The sequence below is a fragment of the Nocardia sp. NBC_00416 genome (assembly GCF_036032445.1).
Taxonomy (GTDB): Bacteria; Actinomycetota; Actinomycetes; order Mycobacteriales; family Mycobacteriaceae; genus Nocardia.
Window position 1 is genome coordinate 6,932,937 of sequence record NZ_CP107932.1, and the last position, 17,874, is coordinate 6,950,810.

Annotated in this window: 16 protein-coding genes and 1 pseudogene; 11 read left to right on the forward strand and 6 right to left on the reverse strand. The window is 68.1% G+C overall.

What is annotated here, in order from left to right:
* Positions 1–12: 12 nt before the first annotated feature.
* On the reverse strand, positions 13–252 hold the full coding sequence (locus OG804_RS30040) for a DUF6374 family protein (protein WP_328392000.1): 240 nt from the start codon (positions 250–252) through the stop codon (positions 13–15).
* Positions 253–728: 476 nt separating this feature from the next.
* On the reverse strand, positions 729–1,004 hold the full coding sequence (locus OG804_RS30045; RefSeq protein ID WP_328392001.1) for a hypothetical protein: 276 nt from the start codon (positions 1,002–1,004) through the stop codon (positions 729–731).
* Positions 1,005–1,223: 219 nt separating this feature from the next.
* Between OG804_RS30045 and OG804_RS30050 the strand changes: the two genes are divergently transcribed.
* Positions 1,224–1,517 (forward strand): hypothetical protein, encoded by a 294-nt coding sequence (locus OG804_RS30050; protein ID WP_328392002.1) that lies wholly within the window; start codon positions 1,224–1,226, stop codon positions 1,515–1,517.
* Positions 1,518–1,612: 95 nt separating this feature from the next.
* Entirely contained in the window at positions 1,613–3,061 is a 1,449-nt protein-coding gene (locus OG804_RS30055) for a DUF1254 domain-containing protein (RefSeq protein ID WP_328392003.1), read from the forward strand.
* Between the two features lie 379 nt (positions 3,062–3,440).
* Here OG804_RS30055 and OG804_RS30060 read toward each other — a convergent pair whose 3' ends face one another.
* On the reverse strand, positions 3,441–5,408 hold the full coding sequence (locus OG804_RS30060) for a TerD family protein (protein WP_328392004.1): 1,968 nt from the start codon (positions 5,406–5,408) through the stop codon (positions 3,441–3,443).
* An 88-nt stretch (positions 5,409–5,496) separates the two neighbouring features.
* Here OG804_RS30060 and OG804_RS30065 point away from each other — a divergent pair, with 88 nt between their 5' ends.
* Positions 5,497–5,985, forward strand: a complete 489-nt coding sequence (locus tag OG804_RS30065) for a hypothetical protein (RefSeq protein ID WP_328392005.1) — start codon at positions 5,497–5,499, stop codon at positions 5,983–5,985.
* A gap of 4 nt (positions 5,986–5,989) precedes the next feature.
* On the opposite strand, the gene OG804_RS30070 is transcribed toward OG804_RS30065, so the two are convergent.
* Together OG804_RS30070 and pabB are read right to left on the reverse strand one after the other, a co-directional pair.
* Positions 5,990–6,379: a hypothetical protein gene (locus OG804_RS30070; RefSeq protein WP_328392006.1), complete on the reverse strand. Its 390-nt coding sequence runs from the start codon at positions 6,377–6,379 to the stop codon at positions 5,990–5,992.
* A 54-nt stretch (positions 6,380–6,433) separates the two neighbouring features.
* Positions 6,434–7,918 carry an aminodeoxychorismate synthase component I gene (pabB, locus tag OG804_RS30075; protein ID WP_328392007.1) on the reverse strand — a complete coding sequence of 495 codons (1,485 nt, stop codon included), beginning with the start codon at positions 7,916–7,918 and terminating at the stop codon, positions 6,434–6,436.
* Between the two features lie 79 nt (positions 7,919–7,997).
* Here pabB and OG804_RS30080 point away from each other — a divergent pair, with 79 nt between their 5' ends.
* The 8 genes from OG804_RS30080 (at position 7,998) to OG804_RS30115 (ending at position 17,274) form a co-directional block, all read left to right on the forward strand.
* Entirely contained in the window at positions 7,998–9,062 is a 1,065-nt protein-coding gene (locus OG804_RS30080; RefSeq protein ID WP_328392008.1) for a phosphotransferase family protein, read from the forward strand.
* Between the two features lie 412 nt (positions 9,063–9,474).
* The gene (locus tag OG804_RS30085) at positions 9,475–10,605 is read left to right on the forward strand and encodes an NDMA-dependent alcohol dehydrogenase (protein WP_328392009.1); all 1,131 of its coding nucleotides are present in this window, start codon (positions 9,475–9,477) and stop codon (positions 10,603–10,605) included.
* 328 nt (positions 10,606–10,933) lie between these two features.
* Positions 10,934–11,764: a serine hydrolase domain-containing protein gene (locus tag OG804_RS30090; RefSeq protein WP_328392010.1), complete on the forward strand. Its 831-nt coding sequence runs from the start codon at positions 10,934–10,936 to the stop codon at positions 11,762–11,764.
* Positions 11,765–11,859: 95 nt separating this feature from the next.
* Positions 11,860–12,393, forward strand: coding sequence for a DUF3145 domain-containing protein (locus OG804_RS30095; RefSeq protein WP_328392011.1), 534 nt, complete (start codon positions 11,860–11,862; stop codon positions 12,391–12,393).
* Between the two features lie 236 nt (positions 12,394–12,629).
* Positions 12,630–14,147 (forward strand): MDR family MFS transporter, encoded by a 1,518-nt coding sequence (locus tag OG804_RS30100; RefSeq protein WP_328392012.1) that lies wholly within the window; start codon positions 12,630–12,632, stop codon positions 14,145–14,147.
* Positions 14,148–14,227: 80 nt separating this feature from the next.
* On the forward strand, positions 14,228–15,004 hold the full coding sequence (locus OG804_RS30105; RefSeq protein ID WP_328392013.1) for an RNA ligase family protein: 777 nt from the start codon (positions 14,228–14,230) through the stop codon (positions 15,002–15,004).
* Positions 15,005–16,522: 1,518 nt separating this feature from the next.
* A complete protein-coding gene (locus tag OG804_RS30110; RefSeq protein ID WP_328392014.1) occupies positions 16,523–16,960 on the forward strand; it encodes a hypothetical protein in 438 nt (145 codons plus the stop codon).
* Positions 16,948–17,274 carry a transcriptional regulator gene (locus OG804_RS30115; RefSeq protein ID WP_328392015.1) on the forward strand — a complete coding sequence of 109 codons (327 nt, stop codon included), beginning with the start codon at positions 16,948–16,950 and terminating at the stop codon, positions 17,272–17,274. Before OG804_RS30110 ends, OG804_RS30115 begins: the two co-directional genes overlap by 13 nt.
* 30 nt (positions 17,275–17,304) lie before the next feature.
* Here OG804_RS30115 and OG804_RS32460 read toward each other — a convergent pair.
* Positions 17,305–17,553 (reverse strand): annotated as a pseudogene (locus OG804_RS32460) (ATP dependent DNA ligase); the annotation flags it as partial.
* Between the last annotated feature and the right edge of the window lie 321 nt (positions 17,554–17,874).

Sequence of the window (17,874 nt, forward strand, 5' to 3'; positions counted from 1 at the left end):
CGCGGCCCGGGGTCAGCGCAGATGTCCGCGGAAATCCAGGCAGGCCCGGCCGGGCGCGGCCGGCGGCCGGGCCCGGGGCCCGCTGTTCTGCGTCGCCTCGATGTAGATGCTCAGGCCGGTGCTGAGCTTGTCGGCGAGGGCTTCGAGCTGATCGGGGGAGAGGGACTCGCCGAAGGCCGCCGCGGCGAGAAGACGTTCCCGTACCTGTTCGAGGTTGAACCGGGCGAACGGGATGGGGGCGAGTTCGGGCATGCCGGTCACGGTACCCGAATTCGAACATATATTCGATAGATGATTTCGGGTTCGGGGACGGCACCGGCTCGGCGGCGGGGCCCGGCCGCAACGGGCCGGGTGCGGGGCATCCCGACATGTCTCGAAGTCCCGCCGCCCGCGACGTAGGACCTCGCGGTGCCCGGATTCGGCACTCGCGCCGCGTCGGGCGTCCCGCGTCGCGATCGGAGGCGGGCGCGCGCGGACCGGCTGGACCGGGCGGCGGGGCCGGATCGCCTGATCGAGGCCTACGAGTCGGGGATCGTCGGCGCAGGGTCAGGTGGCGATGTTCGGAGAGCGCCGACGGCAGTCGTGGGATGCGTGGATCGCCGGCGGTGCGGATCGCCGAACGGGTGTGCACGCTCGAGGGGGACCCGGCCGCAGCTAATCGCGCGAACGAAGGTGCCCACGGGGTGGATCCGGGCTCGGCGACGTGGAACCGACCGCGTGCCGCCGGGTCAGCCGATGACGGCATTCATGATGGTGCCCGCGCTGGTGGCGATGACACCGCCGATCATGGCTCCGGCCACCATCTTCGGCGATTCGAGACCGCCGCCGGACCATTTCTCCCAGGCGAACCGGCCGCCGGCATAGATGATCGCGCAGATTCCGGCGAGCAACACGAACCAGGTGAGATACCGGACCAGTTGCAGGAATTTGTCCGAGATAGGGGGTGCTTCGGGTGTGGGGTTACCGATTTGTGCCAGCGTATCGGTGACGGCGGCCAGTATCATCTCGCAGCTCACTCTGTATCGGGGTGGGCGGGAACGCTAACGCATCGTAACCGCTCGCCGGGTCGGTCGCAGTAATCCCAGTTCCGGGTAGGTATTCGGGTCACCAGCGGTTATAGCGTGAAACACGCTGCGCGGCAAGAACTTGCGCACCGGCGGTGTCGGTCTGGATGATGGGGTGGGGCCCGGGCGGCCCGTACGGTCTCGGCGAGGGAGCAGACGGTGAGCAGCATCGCGGCGTCGGTTATGGACGCGGTATCGGTATATGCACAGGTCAGCGATCCCACTCCGGAGGCTCCGCCGCTGGCCGACAAGATCATGAAGTTCGTCGGGTACGCCACCTGGCTGGCGATTCTGTCGGGAATCGTGAGCATCGTGTACGCGGGCGGTCGATTCGCGTGGGAGAAGTGGTCCGGCAGTGGTCTGCAATCGCCGAAGATGGTGGCCGGAGCCATGATCGGCGGTGTCGTGGCTACCAGTGCGGGCACCATCATGAACGCTGTGCTCGCCGTCTGAGAACGGCCACGCCGACCGCAACCGCTACGTTTCAGCTATCTCCGAGCGTATCCTGCTGGCAGTCCTTCCATCAGCGATGAGCAGGGAGAATGCCAATGGGCGAAATGCCCGCCGCGGCAGCCGGAGACCCGACGCACGGTCCGGCCACCGGCCGGTTGCGGATGACCCGGCGGTCCATGCTGGGCCTGGTCGCGGTAACCGGACTGGTGGCCTGCGGGAGCGAGGAGTCCGGCAGCGAGGTCGCGCCGTCGGGTTCGCCCGCCTCGCGGCGCGAGGTCGCGGCCGACGCGTATGTCTTCGGCTACCCCATGGTCCTGATCGATACGCTCCGGCGTCGGGCCCTGGGCTACGTATCGGTGAACCGCTTCCAGCACACCTCTACCCTCCCCGCCGCCAGCCAGCGGACCGTCATCCAGATCGATCTGGACAACCTGTATTCGGTGGGCTGGCTGGATCTGCGCAAGGAGCCGGTGCTGTTCTCGGTGCCGGAGATCCGGGACCGGCGCTGGGTGATGCAGGTCCTCGACGCGTGGTCCAATACGACCGCGACGCCGAGCAGCGTCCGGCCGGGGGTCGAACCCGGCGCCACCCCGCCCTACGTCTACGCGGTCACCGGGCCCGGGTGGAACGGGACCCTGCCGCCAGGGGTCGTGGAACTGCCGGTGCCCACCGAAGACGCCTGGCTGTACGGCCGGGTCGAGGTACGCGGTCCGGCGGACGTTCCAGCGGTGCGCGCGGTTCAGGCCCAGTTGCGCCTCGCGCCGCTGAGTGCGTGGAATACGCGCGCGGCCACGGAATCCGACTCGATCCCGGGCAACCAGGACTGGTCGGAATCGGCGGGACACGATTCGGTCGCGCAGATGCCCGCGCGGGATTTCTTCGAGCGGATGTGCAAGTTGATGGTGGACAACCCACCCGCTCCGGATGACGACACCGCCATGCGGCGTTTCGCCACCATCGGGATCCGGCCCGGGGGCTCGCCCGAAGGCGTGAGCACCGGCGAACTCGACGCGGGCGCCGAAGCGGCGAAGGCGAAGATCGCCGCCTATGTCGATCCCGCGACCCAATTGCGCAATGGCTGGGTGATCGCGCTCAATGTCGGTCGTTACGGCACCAACTACCTGTTGCGGGCGGCAACCGCCCACCGCGGCGTCGGCGCGAACATCGCCGAGGCGGTGGTCTACCCGGCGCTGTTCACGGTGGCCGACGACAACGGCGACCCGGTGGAGTACACGCTGCGTTTCGAACCCGGCCAGGCGCCGCCGGTTCGGGCGTTCTGGTCGATCACCGCGTACGGGGCAGACGGTTTCCTCGTTCCGAACACCGCGGGCATCCAGACTGTGGGCCATCCGATGGCGGCGGAATTCGCCTCCGACGGCGCGCTCGAGTTCGCGGTGCAGGCCGCTGATCCGGGGCCCCGGGTGCCGCGGGCCAATTGGCTGCCGATTCCGGAAAGCGGTCAGTTCTCACTGGTCATGCGCCTGTACGAGCCGGAACCGCGGGTGCTGGACGGCAACTGGTCGCCGCCGCCGCTGGTGCGCTAGTCGTACCCGTCGGCCGGGAGACCTCCGGTTCGAGCGCATACCGTGCGTACGGCGACATCCCGTCTGCACGGTCGGCCGGCTGGCAGTGCGATATCGCGCGCCGGCGGCTGTCACGCAAGACCGGGGTGCTGAGCTGTTGCGGAGAGAGAACTGGAAGGCGACTGCGCTCCAGAACTCCCGGGCGCGGCCGATGCCGGGCGCCGGGAACCCACAACCCCGGGTGCGGCCGATGCCGGGCGCCGGGAACCCGCTCGCCCGAATGTATGCCCGGTCGGTGCGCCGGCACACCGACCGGGCCGTTGCCCTGACCGGGTAGAAACGAGCCGTCGCACCGGGGCCGCCGTGCACGGGGCAGGTGGTCCGGTCGGGGGGTGCGGGCTCAGATATTGGCGCCTTTGGTGCGATTGCAGCCGCGGCACAGGATCTGGAGATTCGAGGCACTGGTGGCGCCGCCGCGGCTGAGCGGGATGATGTGGTCGAACTCCAGATAGTGACTGTCTCCGCATTCCACGCAGCGGCCGCCGTCGCGCTGCCACACCTCCGCCTTCACCTCCTGCGAGATACTGCGCGAATCACGCTGTCCCGGAGCGAGGACGAGCCGTTTGGCGACCCGCAGCGCGCCCTCCAGCGCGGCGGCGAGATATTCCGGGTCGGCGACGGCGAAGGTCCCGCCGCCGCGGGCCGAGGTGGCCGCGATGGTGACGGCGTCGCGTTCGGCGGTGACCGAGACGATCCGGGACCACGGCAGCTCGACACCCGCGCCGGCGCCGACGAATCGCAGCTTCTTCGTGCTCACGATCAATCGGCCGTCGGTGTGTTTGGGGCCGCGGGCCAGTTCCCGGATCTGGGTCGCGTCGATATCGAGGTAGACCAGTTCTTCGGCGTCCAGGTGCAGATCCGGTGTGCGGACGGTGGGCAGATCGCCCTCCCGCAACCGGGACAGTGCCCTTCCGCGTCTCATCCGTGACCGGAGTTCGTCGACCAGCGGACCGGCCACGCCCAGTTCGGTGACGGCGTGTTCGACATCGTCGTATTCCGTGGCCGTGATCTGCCCGTCGGCGAAGGCGAACGCGACCCGGCGTTCCACATACTGCAGTGCCATCGGTTCCAAGGCGGCCCGGCCCGCGGCCCGATCGATCCGCTGATAGCGCAGCGAAGCCCACAGCGCCTCCCATTCGGCGCCGCGCGGCCCGGACGCGGTGAGCACCCGCGCGGCGCGGGTGTGCCAGTGGATGAGGAACTCCTCGATATCCGTGGCGCAGGTGGCGCACGGTTGGTGCCCGCCGAAGACCCGCCGCCGGCGGCGGGTGCCGCAGCGTTCGCAGTCGTGCGGGTGCGGCCGGGTGGTGGGACGCCGGTCGGCGGTCCAGTGTTCGCCGTCCCACCAGCGCAGCCGGGCCGGGTCCTCGGGGTCGCGGTACCAGTCGGCGCGGTCGGGGTCCGGGGGCGGCGGGATGCGGACGGGATCGGTGGTGGCGAGCCGGCGCAGGGTCACGGTGCCCGGCAGTTGCCGGGTGGGCTGCGGTTCGGTGAAGCGGTCCCAGGGTGCGGCGGGTGCGGCGGAGGATTCGTTGAGCCGATAGTGAGCGTTGCCCGGATGTGTTCCGGGGGCAGGACGAGTGCCGTTCGCCGATCCTGTGCCCGGGTCGGCGGCGCGTATCGCGGGTCCGGATCGGCCCGGTCCGGCGGCCGGGTGTCGCGCGCCGTCGCGATGCGATTCGTCGCTCGCGCCACGCGGTTCGCGCGTGGGCGTTCTGGTGAGCACGGCGGTGCTCCGGTCCGACGCCGCGTGCCCGGTCCGCGGTGCCCTCAGCAGTTCTGTGGCTTCGTCGACCGATGCGGGTTCGTCGTCGACCCTGATTCCGAATTCGGTCACCAGACCTGCCATACCGGTGGCCCAGCCCTGACCGACAGCGCGGAACCGCCAGCCGCTGTCACGGCGATAGAACTCGCCGAACATCATGGCCGACACCGCTTCCGAATCGCCGATCGTGTACTCGGCGACCGGGCCGTCGACCGCGAATACGGTGATCCGCAGCTCGTCGACCTGGGTGAACACCGCGCCTTCCAGCGACCCCGACACCACGATGCGGTCCACTTCGGCCTCGGTGCGGGGTAGCGATACGCTGAGCCGCGCGGTGCCCGGGGCGGGGTCCTGGTCGAGGGTGACCGCTTGCGAGATGTGCCGGGGCGCGTTGTAGAAGACCAGATCCCGATCGCCGCGCACCGACCCGTCGCCGCCCAGCAGTAGGGCATGCGCGTCCAGCACATGCTCGGACCGCCAGGAAATCACTACGGCCAGAAGCGATGTCGGGATCGCAGTATTGGCACCCTTGCTCAGTTCCATCGTCGTCGAACTATGCCATGCGATGCCGACACGCCCGCAGGCGTGCAGGTCGTCGCTGTTTTCGGGATCGATGGGGCAGAGTTGTCCCATGACCGATCCGGGGCAGCCGGCGGATAAGCGGCCGGGGGCGCGGCGGGTGCCCACGCCCGCCGATGTGCTGGCGGCCGCGCAGTCGGCGGTGGACGCGGCGCAGTCCGCGGCCGGGCAGGCGCTCGAGGCCGCACAGTTGACGGCGGGCCAGGCATTCGACGCGGCGGTCCGGTTGCCCCCGGCGTCGGCGCAGCTCGCGGCACAACTTCCCGATGTGCTGGAGAATCTGTCCACTGCCATCGATCGCCTCAACGCCACGATCGATCGCCTCGACCGCACCCTCGCGCTCGCCGATCCCGCGTTCGCCGCCTACGACAGGTTGCTGCCCCGGTTGGAGGCGATGATCGCACTGGGCGAGGATCTGTTCGGCGCGCTGTCCAGGCTGCCCGGGGTGGGCCGGCTCGGCCGGATGGCCGGGATCGTCGCGCCGGAACCACCCCCGGAACCGGAACCCGGACCGAAGCGGCGGCCGCGGCGCGGATCCTGAGCGTTCAGTGAGGGTCCAGCGCACTGCCGTTGAAGGGTGCGTCGTGCGCGGTGCGGTCGTGCACCGGGCGCACCCGGACCTCGTCGTCGTCGAAGGTGATCTGCGCGTTCTTGTTCGCGTTGAGCAGGATCAGCACCAGCTGATCGGCCATCCTTTCGGCGGTTTCCCCGCTGGAATATCGTCCGAGCACCCGGCTGCTGGGTCCGACGGTGCCGCTGCCGCGGTCGTAGTCCCACTGTCCGGTACCGGTCGCCACCGCCAGCCGGGCGACGACTTCGACGGCGCCCGTACCTTCGTGCGGTCCGCGTTCGCGCACCGGTTCGGTGCCGATCTCGATGATCTGGTCGGCCCGAAGCCAGTCCCCGCCATGTGTTTTCACCCAGAGCTGTGCCATCAGTCCATTGTCGCCCTGTTCGCGGGTTCGGGCCGCGCGTTTTCCGGGGACGGGCTACCTCGCCCGGCCCATCGGGATACCGGCCGCGGGCCGATCGGCGCCTGCCGGGCCGGTGGCCAGCGCCCGGTAGACCGCCGCGGCCTTGAGCAGCATTTCGTCGTATTCGGCGTTGGCGTCGGAGTCCAGCACGATCGCGCCCCCGGCCCCGATCTGCCAGTGTCCCGCGTGGCGCACGGCGGTGCGGATGACGATATTGAGGTCGGCGGTGCCGCCCAGCCCGAGAAAGCCGATCGTGCCCGAGTACACCCCCCGCGCGCGGGTCTCGAGGGCGTCGATGATCTGCATGGTGCGGATCTTGGGCGCACCCGTCATCGATCCGCCCGGGAAACACGCACGCAGGCAGCCGATGACATCGGTGTCCGCGCGCAGCGTCCCGCGCACGGTCGAAACCAGCTGATGCAGGGTCGAATAGGTTTCGGTGGCCAGCAGTTCGTGCACGCGCACACTGCCGACCTCGCAGACCCGGCCCAGATCGTTGCGCAGCAGGTCGACGATCATCACGTTCTCCGCCCGGGTCTTCGGGTCCTCGGTCAGCGCGCGGCGCAGGCGTTCGTCCACCACCGGGTCGGGGTCGCGCCGGGCGGTGCCCTTGATGGGTTTCGTCTCGACGGTGCGGGTCCGGTCGATCTTCAGGAAGCGTTCGGGGGAGGAACAGGCGATCTCGAGGTCGGCGAATCGCAGATAGGCCGAGTAGGGCGCGGGATTGGTCCGGCGCAGCGTGCGGTAGACATCGAGTCCGCCGGTCGTGGCGGGGAAGGTGAGCTGATCGGTCAGTGTGATCTCGTACGATTCGCCCGCCTGCAGGGCACGGCGGCACGCGGCGATATCGCGCAGGTACCGCGCGCGTCCACGGACCAGGTGGTCCTCGATGCCGGGGGTGTCGCCGTCGGTGTCGAGCGGCGGGGGGTTCGACCAGGCGGGCAGTGTCTGCAGGATCGCCGCCGTGGCGAGCAGCCAGGCGTCGCCCGCCGCGCGGTCGGATTCCTGCGGTCCGGTGAGCGCGAGCAGGTGGGTGCGTCCGGCGAGATGGTCGACGACGATCACCCGGTCGGCGAAGATCCACTGGGCGTCGGGCGCCGCCGACCGGTGCGCGGCCGTCGCGCCGCAGTCGGCCTTGACCTCGTAACCCAGGTATCCGACGTAGCCTCCCGCGAAATCGAAGGGGAGGTCCTCGGGCAGCGGCGTGCAGCGGGTGCGCAGTGCCGCGGCCAGGTAGTCCAGGATCGTGCCCGGCTCGTCGCGGACCCGACCGTCGGAGCTGCGTACGGTGACCGTCCCGCTGCCGACCCGGTAGCCGACCGTTTCGGCCAGCGGCCCGGTGGCGTCCCCGAGGAACGAGAAACGGTCCAGCCCGGGTTCCACATGCTCGCTGTCCAGCCAGAACGCGGTCGGTGAGGTGCGGTAGAGACGAAGGAAGGCGGCCTCGGTGTCGACGGCGCGATCGAGTACGTGGTGCCGGAGGGTCGCGGAGGAAGACATCGTGGACCGAACCCTACGCCGCGGGCGTGTCCCGAACTGTCGTCGGTTGCCCGCAGTTTCTCCGGACGGGTGGGGCACAATGTCAGGCATGTCTGTTGCGCAGCCGGTAGGCGTGGATCGTGAACACGTCGACTTCACCGTGGTCGGGAACTGGATGGACGAGCGGGGGCTCACCGGCGGCGACTTCCAGGAGGTGAGGGCCCTCGGCGGCGGGACGCAGAACATCATGTTGCGTTTCACCCGGGGTGGGCGGGACTACGTGCTGCGCCGCGGACCGGCGCATCTGCGGCCCAAGAGCAACGAGGTCATCCGGCGGGAGGCGCGGCTGCTGGGCGCGCTCACCGGCACCGATGTGCGGGCCCCGCGGGTGATCGCCGCCGAAACCGACGAGTCGGTGCTGGGCGCGGTGTTCTACCTGATGGAACCGATCGAGGGGTTCAACCCGCAGACCGAGCTCCCGGCGCCCTTCGCCGCGGACGCGGAGGCGCGGCGGCTGATGGGCTTGTCCGCGGTCGAGGCCATCGCCCGGCTGGGGGCGCTGGACTACCGGGAACTGGGGCTGGCCGATTACGGCAAACCGGAAGGGTTCCTGGAACGCCAGGTCGGCCGCTGGATGCACGAACTCGACTCGTATGCGGCGAACGAGGGTTACCCCGGTCCGCAGATCCCCGGGCTGGAATCGGTGGCGGATTGGCTGGAGCGCAACCGTCCGGCCTCCTGGACCCCCGGGATCCTGCACGGTGACTGCCATCTGGCCAACATCATGTTCTCCTACGACCGCCCGGAGGTCGCGGCCCTGGTGGACTGGGAGATGTCGACCATCGGCGATCCGCTGCTGGATCTCGGCTGGCAGATCGCGACCCGGCCGGAACCCGGCACCTCCGGAGCGGCGCTGATCGGCAAACTCGGGGAGGCCGGATCGCTGCCGTCGAGCGCGGAGATGATCGAGCACTACGGCAAGTTCTCCGATCGCGATCTGAGCGCGGTCACCTGGTACACAGTGCTGGCCTGCTTCAAGCTGGGCATCGTCCTGGAGGGAACCTACGCGCGGGCGTTCGCGGGTAAGGCGCCCGTGAAGGTCGGTGATTTCCTGCACGCGAACACGCTCGAGCTGTTCGCGCAGGCGCGTGGACTCATAGAGTGAGAACAGGTTTCATTATTGCGATCCGTCCCGCGGTCCGCGCCCGCGGTTGAGGAGTGATCGTGGTGTGCGCGCATCGGTCGGTTCGGCGGTGGTGTGCTGCCGATCTTGTTACCGCGTGATCCCCGGCGTCGTTTCGTCATCCGCGCCTCCGCTTCGGGGCCCGGGCCTTGCGTCACTGCGTCGACCAGCCGAGTCGATCGGTGACGGCGGAGCTACTCATGGAATCCCGCCGGAGAGCCGGTGGATTCGGGGAGCTGATCGGCGGGGCGGGCGCTCGCTCCGGCCGGTCTATATGGTCGACCGACCAGTTCTCTGTGGAAAATCTTCGCCAACTACTAGAACGTGTTCCAGTTCGTGTCGTAGTGTGGAGGCTGTCACATGAAAGCCCGCGCATGCGAGAGGTCGGACACGAATGAAGACGAAGGGCGCGATCCTTTGGGGGATCGACGAGCCGTGGTCCGTCGAGGAAATCGAACTCGGCGATCCGCGCGCCGGTGAGGTGCAGATCCAGCTGGAGACCGCTGGAATGTGCCATTCGGACCACCACATGGTCACCGGCGCCACCCCCATGCCCTCCTTCCCGGCCATGGGCGGCCACGAAGGCGCGGGCGTCATCACCAGGCTGGGTCCCGGCACCCCGCCCGATCTCGCCGTGGGCGATCACGTAGTGCTGTCGTTCATCCCCGCCTGCGGACGCTGTCCGTCCTGTGTGGCAGGACATATGGCCCTGTGCGACCTCGGGATGGGCCTGCTCTCCGGGCAGTCCATCAGCGACGGCAGCTACCGCATCCAGGCCCGGGGCAAGGACGTCATCCCGATGTGCCTGCTCGGGACCTTCTCGCCGTATATGACGGTGCACTACTCCTCGGTGGTCAAGATCGACCCCGAGATCCCGTTCGAGGTCGCCTGCCTGGTCGGGTGCGGTGTGCCCACCGGTTTCGGCTCCTCCACCCATGTGGGCAATATCGGGCCCGGGGATACGGCGGCCATCGTCGGCATCGGCGGCGTCGGGATGAGCGCGCTGCAGGGCGCGGTGCTCTCCGGAGCGCAGAAGGTCGTCGCCATCGACCCGAACCCGTGGAAGCTGGAACAGGCCAAGAAGTTCGGCGCCACCCACACCTACAGCAGCATGGCCGAGGCCATCGTCCCGCTGATGGAGGCCACCGAGGGACGGATGGCCGACAAGGTCATCCTCACCATGGGTGAGATGCAGGGCGAGTACATCGAAGAGGGCCTGATCCTCACCGCCAAGGCCGGCACCCTGGTCGTCACCTCGATGGGCCGGATGGACGCCTTCGATGTGAAGCTGAACAGCTTCCTGCTCTCCATGCTGCAGAAAACGGTCAAGGGTTGCATCTTCGGCGGCGGCAACGCCCGCCAGGACATCCCACGGCTGCTTTCGCTGTACAAGGCGGGTCAGCTGAACCTGGACGATATGGTGACCCGCAGCTACTCGCTGGAGGACGTCAACCAGGGCTACAAGGACATGCTGGACGGCAAGAACATCCGCGGCATCATCAAGTACACCGACGCGGACCGCTGATCCCGGCCGGAGTACCCGCGCACTGCGCGTTCCGGGCCGGTGGGGCCGATCGATTCCGCGCCCCCCGGCCCGTGCCGGTCGATCGGCCGCCGGCCCGGCCGGCGTTCCGGGCGCACTGCGCCGACTCGTCCGAAGCTCCCGTCACCCGCGCCGGCCCGGTCGGGGCCACGTGACCGGTCCGGACGGCCGGTCCGGCGCGCTGTTGCCGTCCGGGGCAGGGGAATTGCGGTGCACGGGTCCGCGCGGCCGGGTTCGCGTGGGTGAACCGTTGCCCCGGAACCGCTCGGGCGGATTCCGGGCGAGCTGTTCGGTCTCGTAACCTCGGGGTGTGCGCGCACTCGAGCAGATCAAACAATGGCCGGTCCGGCATGCCGCGGCGGGTGTGGTCACCCCGGACGGCCAGTGGTCGGCCGGTGACGGTGACCGGGTCTACCGGCTCGCGTCGGTCACCAAGCCGTTGGTCGCGTACGCGGTGCTGGTCGCCGTGGAAGAAGGGGCGATCGAGCTCGATCAGCCTGCCGGGCCGCCCGGTTCGACCGTCCGCCATCTGCTGGCGCACACCTCCGGGGTGGCTTTCGACACCACCGATATCCTCGCCCGGCCCGGCGCGAAGCGGATCTATTCGAGCGCGGGATTCGAACTGCTGGCCGATTTCGTTGCCGAGCACTCCGGCATTCCGTTCCCGGACTACCTGCGTGAGGCCGTATTCGAACCGCTGGGCATGTCCGATTCGGAGCTGGCGGGTTCCGCCGGGCACGGCGCGTATTCCACACTCGCCGATCTGCTGCGTTTCGCCGGCGAGCTGCTCGAGCCGCGGCTGATCTCCCCACAGACCCGCACCGAGGCGACCACCGTTCAGTTTCCGGGGAGCAACGGCGTGCTGCCCGGATTCGGCTCGCAGCGGCCCAACGACTGGGGTCTGGGTTTCGAGATCCGGGACGGGAAGACGCCGCACTGGACCGGCGTCGCCAACTCGCCTGCGACCTACGGTCATTTCGGGCAATCCGGCACGTTCCTGTGGGTGGATCCGCGGTACGACCTGGCGTGTGTGGCATTGAGCGATGAGAATTTCGGTGACTGGTCGCGCGAAGTATGGCCTCCGTTCAGTGATTCGGTCATCGCGGAGGCGGCACTCGCCCGCAACACGGCAAAGAAGTAACACGTGTAACACCGGGCACTCGAGTACACTCGGGCAACGCCTTTTCGACGGACCGTTGGGGAAGACGAGCATCGTCGAAACCGGAGGTGTACGTGGTGCGCGGATCGACTCGATACGCGGAGGCGACGGCGGGTGTGGTGTATGTCCACTCGTCGCCCACCGCGCTGTGCCCGCATATCGAATGGGCGCTCGCGGCCGCTCTCGGCGCTCCCGCCAGTCTGCGCTGGACCGCGCAGCCCGCGTCTCCGGGTCAGCTCCGGGCGACGACCGATTGGGTGGGCCCGGCCGGCACCGCCTCCCGGATCGCGCAGTCGTTGCGGTCCTGGCCGGTGCTGCGTTTCGAGGTCACCGAGGATCCCGGTGAGGGCGTCGACGGGGAGCGCTACAGCTTCGTGCCGTCGCTGGGTCTGTGGCACGGTTCCACCAGCGCCAACGGGGATGTGATGGTCGGCGAGATGCGCCTGCGGGTCATGCTCCAGGCGGCTCGGGAGCTGGGTCGGCACTCCGCCTACGACTTGGCCGCGGAGCTCGATCGGGCCCTGGGCACGGCCTGGGACGATGATCTGGAGGTCTTCCGGACGGGCAGCGAAGGGGCCGAGGTCACCTGGTTGCGGCGGGACGTGGGCTGAGGCGTCAGGAGCCCGCCGGTCGAGGCGCGGTACGCGGACGCGCGAGACTCGCCTTCCGGTCCGGCCCGACCGTCACGACGATCATCCGTTTGCTCAGTTGGTGCGTTTCGCTGTCGTCGGCGGCCCCGGCAACCTGGTTCACTTCGCTTGTTGATCCGCGTGGACTGGTGCACAACGTAAAGGAGGCGGATTCATGCGGGTCCGCCTCCTCGAATCGCTACCCACTGGGAGCCGGTATGGATGGTTTCACCGCCCAACGGTCGGACAAGCTCGACCGCAGCGTCATCGTCACCGGGCTCGTCATCGTGTCCGGCATGATCATGGTGGTTCTCGACACCACGATCGTGAACGTGGCCCTGGACTCGTTGAGCAGAGAGCTCGACGCACCGCTGTCCACGACTCAGTGGGTGGTCACCGGCTACCTCCTCGCGGTGGCCCTGGTCATTCCGCTCACCGGCTGGGCCATGGACCGGTTCGGGCCGAAGGCGGTGTGGATCACGTCGGTGAGCCTGTTCGTGATGGGCTCGGCCCTGTGCGCGGCCTCCTGGTCGATCGAAAGCCTGATCGCGTTCCGCGTGATCCAGGGACTCGGCGGCGGCATGCTGCTACCCGGCGGGCAGACGATCATCACGAGGGCCGCGGGGCCACAGCGCCTGGGTCGCGCGATGGCCATCCTCGGCGTTCCGATGCTCTTGGGGCCGGTGTTCGGTCCGGTGATCGGCGGCCTGCTCGTCGAATACACGAGCTGGCACTGGATCTTCCTCGTCAACGTCCCCGTCGGCATTCTGGCTGTCGCGCTCGCGGTGTGGAAACTGCCCGCCGGTGGTGCGCTGCCGGAGTTCGGTCGTCTCGACGTGCGCGGCCTCATTCTGGTCTCCGGCAGCCTCGTATGCCTGCTCTACGGGCTCTCCCGCGCCAGTTCCCACGGCGGATTCAACGAGTGGAGCGTGCTCGGGTGGCTGATCGCAGGCGTCGTCGGCCTGGCCCTCTACACCTGGCACAGCCTGAGCAAGGGAGCCGACTCGATCATCGACGTCCGCCTGCTCACCAACCGGCTCTTCGCCAGCGGAACCATCGCGGTCTTCCTCGTCGCCATCGGAATGTTCGGCGGCATGCTGCTGCTCCCGCTGTACTACCAGACCGTCCGCGGTGAAGGAGCGCTGGACGCCGGTCTGCTGCTGGCCCCTCAGGGCCTCGGCGCGATCGTGGCGATCGTGATCGGCGGGAGGCTCACCGATCGGATCGGCGCGGGCTACGTCGTACCCGTCGGCATCGTGCTGGCGCTGATCGGCACCTTCCCGTTCACCCAGGTGGGCGTCGATACCTCGTATGTCTGGCTGAGCGTGGCCCTGTTCGTGCGCGGTATGGGCCTGGGCGCGGTGATGATGCCGACGATCTCCGCCGCATACACCGAACTGAGCAAGGACGCGGTATCGCGTGCGGCGCCGACCCTGTCGGCCATCCAGCAGGTCGGCGCCTCGCTCGGCAGCGCCCTGCTGGTGACGGTGCTGACGCAACGGCTCACCGACCAGCTCACCTCGAAAGGCATCCAGGCCGCGGGCGCCGGCGCCGACCAGATCAGCTCGGTACCGCCGGAGGCCATGCCGGTTGTCGGCCCGCTGCTGGCCAGTTCGTTCGGGTACGCGTTCTGGGTCGCCTTCGCACTCACAGCCGTGATCATCGTCCCCGCGATGTTCCTGCCCCGGCACGCGGCTCGCGACCGCAAGAAGACGCCGGCGGCTCCCGGCCTCTAGCGCGCTCTTTTCGCGCCCGAAGCGGCACCCCGGGTGAATAACCAGTGGACGTGCCCGCAGGCCGCGGGGACTATACGGCAATGGTTTTCGATGTACGAAACGCGGACTTGGACGGCCTCAACAGCGCCACGAAGTATCCGTCGATCCCCACCTATCACGCCCTCGGGGAACGCGGCTCGCTGACCGGCGCCGTGACCGAGTTCGCGGGACGGGTCATCGGTACGGAGAAGGTGGACGGCACGAACGCGCGGGTCATCGGATTGCCCGACGGGACCTGGCTGCTGGGTAGCCGGGAGGAACTGCTGTGCGCCAAAGGCGACCTCATCGGTAATCCGGCACTGGGAATCGTAGCGGCGCTGCGGGAATTCGCCGAAGCCGCCGTCCCGGACGAGGATGTCGTCCAGGTGTTCTACGTCGAGTTGTACGGCGGGAAGATCACCGGCGCGAGCGCGCAGTACACCGGGCGTCGAGCGGTCGGGTACCGGATGTTCGATCTGGTGGTGCTGCGGGACTACACCGAGCTGTTCGCCGCATCGCGTGCGGAGATCTCGCGCTGGCGCGAGTCCGGCGGCCAGCCGTTCGCCTCCGAAACCGATCTGGCGGCGGCGGCGCATCGTTACGGACTGGAACTCACCCCGCGGCTCTTCGACCTACCGGCGTCCGAACTGCCGACCGAAATCGACAAGACACGCGACTTCCTCGCCGAGTTTCTACCCCGGACCCGCTGCGATCTGGACGCCGACGCGGGCGGCCGGCCGGAGGGGATCGTGCTACGCACCGCCGATCGGTCGGTGATCGCCAAGGCGCGGTACGAGGATTACGACCGCACGCTGCGCCGGCGCGGTTCCGGCCGCTGAATTCACTGTGCCGCCCGGCCAACGCTGCCGGTGACATGCCAGGGCGGACCGCTCGGCCGTCTCAGCCGCGACTTCTGCCGAGCCGGGAGCGCGGCCTGGATCGCGATCGGAGTTCGGGCCCCCGGGGGCGATGGGCCCGAACTCCGATCGGTGCGCTGTGGCACCGGAAAATGCGGAGATCGAGCCAGGTGTACCACGGGCGGCCGATGGCTGCGGGCTGCCCCACAGAATCTATCGGGGGCAGCGCTCCTCGGTCCTCAGGCGTAATCGGCGCAGAGCGGTTCGAACCCCTGACCGCTGGCGTGTGAGCCAGAACTCTACTGCTGAGCTATACGCCCGTATCCCCGGAGCGGAAGCCGGCTGGCCGACCAAAGGAGGGATTTTCGTCGTTCGAGCTGTTGAATTCGTCGAGCGGGCACATTTGCGCCCGTACAACGGCAGTACCGACTGTGTGGTGACCGAGAAAACGGCGTATGTCGGCGAAGCGACCAACACCGACGCCCTTATCAGGATCGACGGCGCATCCACGACCAGCCGAGACGAAGGTGACTATCAATACTACGCAGGCCCGGTTCGGGTGTACGCCCCAGGTAAATGCATCATCTGGGGTGGTGGGGCCACCTTCAGCCGAGGACGTTCCCTGTGGACCAGCGGACCCTCGCACTGCGGCTAGTAGTACTCAGTCAGGTCGGCGTCGGCCCGAGTTCTCCAGCGATTCTCGAGACGATGCCTTGTGTACGCCGTGACCGTGGCTCGTGTTGGTGAGAAGCTGGATTAGTTTGTGAGTGAGGTGTTTTCCTCGCTGGTGCGTGAAACTCAGCCAGCCACGCCGGGGATGTACGTGCAGGGATTGATGTTGGATGGGCGCCGTCGGTCGATGCAGCCGATGGCGTAGTGGCTCGGAGTCGATCACCAGCGGTTGCGGCAGTTGCTCTCTAATTCGCCTCGAGACGTCGTATCGGTGGGGAAGCGTTTTTCTGCAAGGCATTCGACAGTTTCCGGTCGGCCGCCGGACAACCCGGGGTGGGTGGTGGAGATGAAGTGGGACGGCGTGCTTCTCTGAACTCGCAAGTCGGCACTCGCTGAGACTCTCGCCGGGGCCGGGAGACGGTAGCGCAAACCGTATGCATCGGCGTCACCAAAAGGACTGGGCAACAACAGGTCTAACCTCATAGCCACGAAACTCGGCTTCCGTCGATTCGCGCGATGAGCGGCATTACTGCTCACTCGCCCTGGCTGAAGTCGGCATGGTCTCCCACCTCGCTTCGCCGACCGCACGTTGCAGGTCCGCGTCGCCGATTCAACAGGCACTGCCCGGGGCTCATGGCCGTCGCGGGTCGCCCGCCGAATCGGCGCTTGTCGCGAGGCCTGTTGTTTTCGGCCGACACCACCCTGGCAGTGCCGGCCTTTCTGTAAGGGGCCGTTTCGACGCTCCGCAGTTCGGGCGCCGCTGTTCGCCGTCGGAGCAGAACCCGGATACTAGTTGGCGATTGGAAACTAGTTGATTATGCTGCGTGTGTGAGTGACGAACTGACCCCACAAGCCGCGCTGGACCTCGCCTCGGCCGCCACCCGTCGAGCCCGCAGCGCAACGGCTCAACGCCGCTGGGTGCCATCGTTGGCCGCGCTGCTGTGCTTCGGCACCTTCTTCCTGATCGGCGACACGATCGGCATGCTCTTCGACTGGACGATCACCGTTCGCGGGGTAGCCGGAATCGTGGTGGCGCCCGCATTCGGGCTCTTCCTGGCGTGGGTGATTCGAGCATGGAGGACCGGCGGTGTCATGCCCCGGCCTCTGGCCGAGGAACCCGCGCAGCGTTGGAAGCGGGTGGCCCTGGGCGGGCTACCGCCGGCCGTAGCCTTCGTCTTTTTCAGTGGAAGTGCCTTCGCCCTGGTCATGGGCGTGTGGATGTGGGTCCAGCTGGCACGACCGCGGGTCGCGCTGTGGCGGAACTGAGTACAGTGCTGGCCTCGCTGCCGCGCCTGAAAGTGGTTGCGTTTCTGGGCGGGTGCCGCGAGGCGGAATTCGGCACGATCACCGACCTGTGTGAGATGAACAAGTCCACACTGTCGAAGGCGATGACCGTGCTCGAGGCCGCCGGATACCTCACGATCACGAAAGGATATGTCGGGCGCAGACCGAAGACATGGCTCGCCTTGACCGAACACGGCCGTACGGCGTACTACGAACACTTGAACGCTCTTACCGCGCTCGCACAACAAGCACAGAAGGCGGAGGGCGAGGCAGGCACACCATCTCGTGAAACCTGATCTTTGCCCAGACCCAAGGCGTAAGCCGCGCCGGCTCGGCTGACGCAGCCGACCGTCCGACGTCCTCTCGGTGAACGAGACTTCGCCCACGATCCGCGGTTCGACGTACACCGCACCGGGCGCATCGGACTCGACGGTCGCGATCTTTCGTGGCAGCGGTTCAAGTTTCGTTCGAAGCTCGTCGAGCATCTGGACGGCCCAGCCGGTACCGACGTTGCCGATGTAGATGAGTTGGCCGCCGCCGTCGTCGTCGTGGACGGCCATCAGTAGTGAGCCCATGTGGCCTGCGCGCCGACCGGCTCCCGGTTTCCAGCCCACGATCACGATCTCTTGGTCGAGCGCGTTCTCGACCTTGGTCCACGATGCGCTGGTCGAGCGATCCGGCAGGGCTGGTGGTGGACGGGGAGATCATCGCGCAGAACTTGGCCGTGACCCCGTCGTCCGGGCTGCTGCAGCGCCGCATGCACGTGCCCCAGCCGTGGGCCTTGATCTCCGCGGTGCCGGTGCAGCTTCGACGTCCTCGCCGTCGATGGCGAGGATGTGACCGGCCTGCCCCTGAGTCGATCGCCGGGATCGCCTACAGGAGATGGGCTTCGAGAC

Coding starts and splice junctions, on each gene's coding strand:
- OG804_RS30100 (WP_328392012.1), top strand. CDS start 12,630: ATGGATGGTTTCACCGCCCAACGGTCGGACAAGCTCGACCGCAGCGTC.
- pabB (WP_328392007.1), bottom strand. CDS start 7,918: ATGTCTTCCTCCGCGACCCTCCGGCACCACGTACTCGATCGCGCCGTC.
- OG804_RS30080 (WP_328392008.1), top strand. CDS start 7,998: ATGTCAGGCATGTCTGTTGCGCAGCCGGTAGGCGTGGATCGTGAACAC.
- OG804_RS30055 (WP_328392003.1), top strand. CDS start 1,613: ATGGGCGAAATGCCCGCCGCGGCAGCCGGAGACCCGACGCACGGTCCG.
- OG804_RS30060 (WP_328392004.1), bottom strand. CDS start 5,408: ATGGAACTGAGCAAGGGTGCCAATACTGCGATCCCGACATCGCTTCTG.
- OG804_RS30085 (WP_328392009.1), top strand. CDS start 9,475: ATGAAGACGAAGGGCGCGATCCTTTGGGGGATCGACGAGCCGTGGTCC.
- OG804_RS30040 (WP_328392000.1), bottom strand. CDS start 252: ATGCCCGAACTCGCCCCCATCCCGTTCGCCCGGTTCAACCTCGAACAG.
- OG804_RS30070 (WP_328392006.1), bottom strand. CDS start 6,379: ATGGCACAGCTCTGGGTGAAAACACATGGCGGGGACTGGCTTCGGGCC.
- OG804_RS30065 (WP_328392005.1), top strand. CDS start 5,497: ATGACCGATCCGGGGCAGCCGGCGGATAAGCGGCCGGGGGCGCGGCGG.
- OG804_RS30105 (WP_328392013.1), top strand. CDS start 14,228: ATGGTTTTCGATGTACGAAACGCGGACTTGGACGGCCTCAACAGCGCC.
- OG804_RS30045 (WP_328392001.1), bottom strand. CDS start 1,004: ATGATACTGGCCGCCGTCACCGATACGCTGGCACAAATCGGTAACCCC.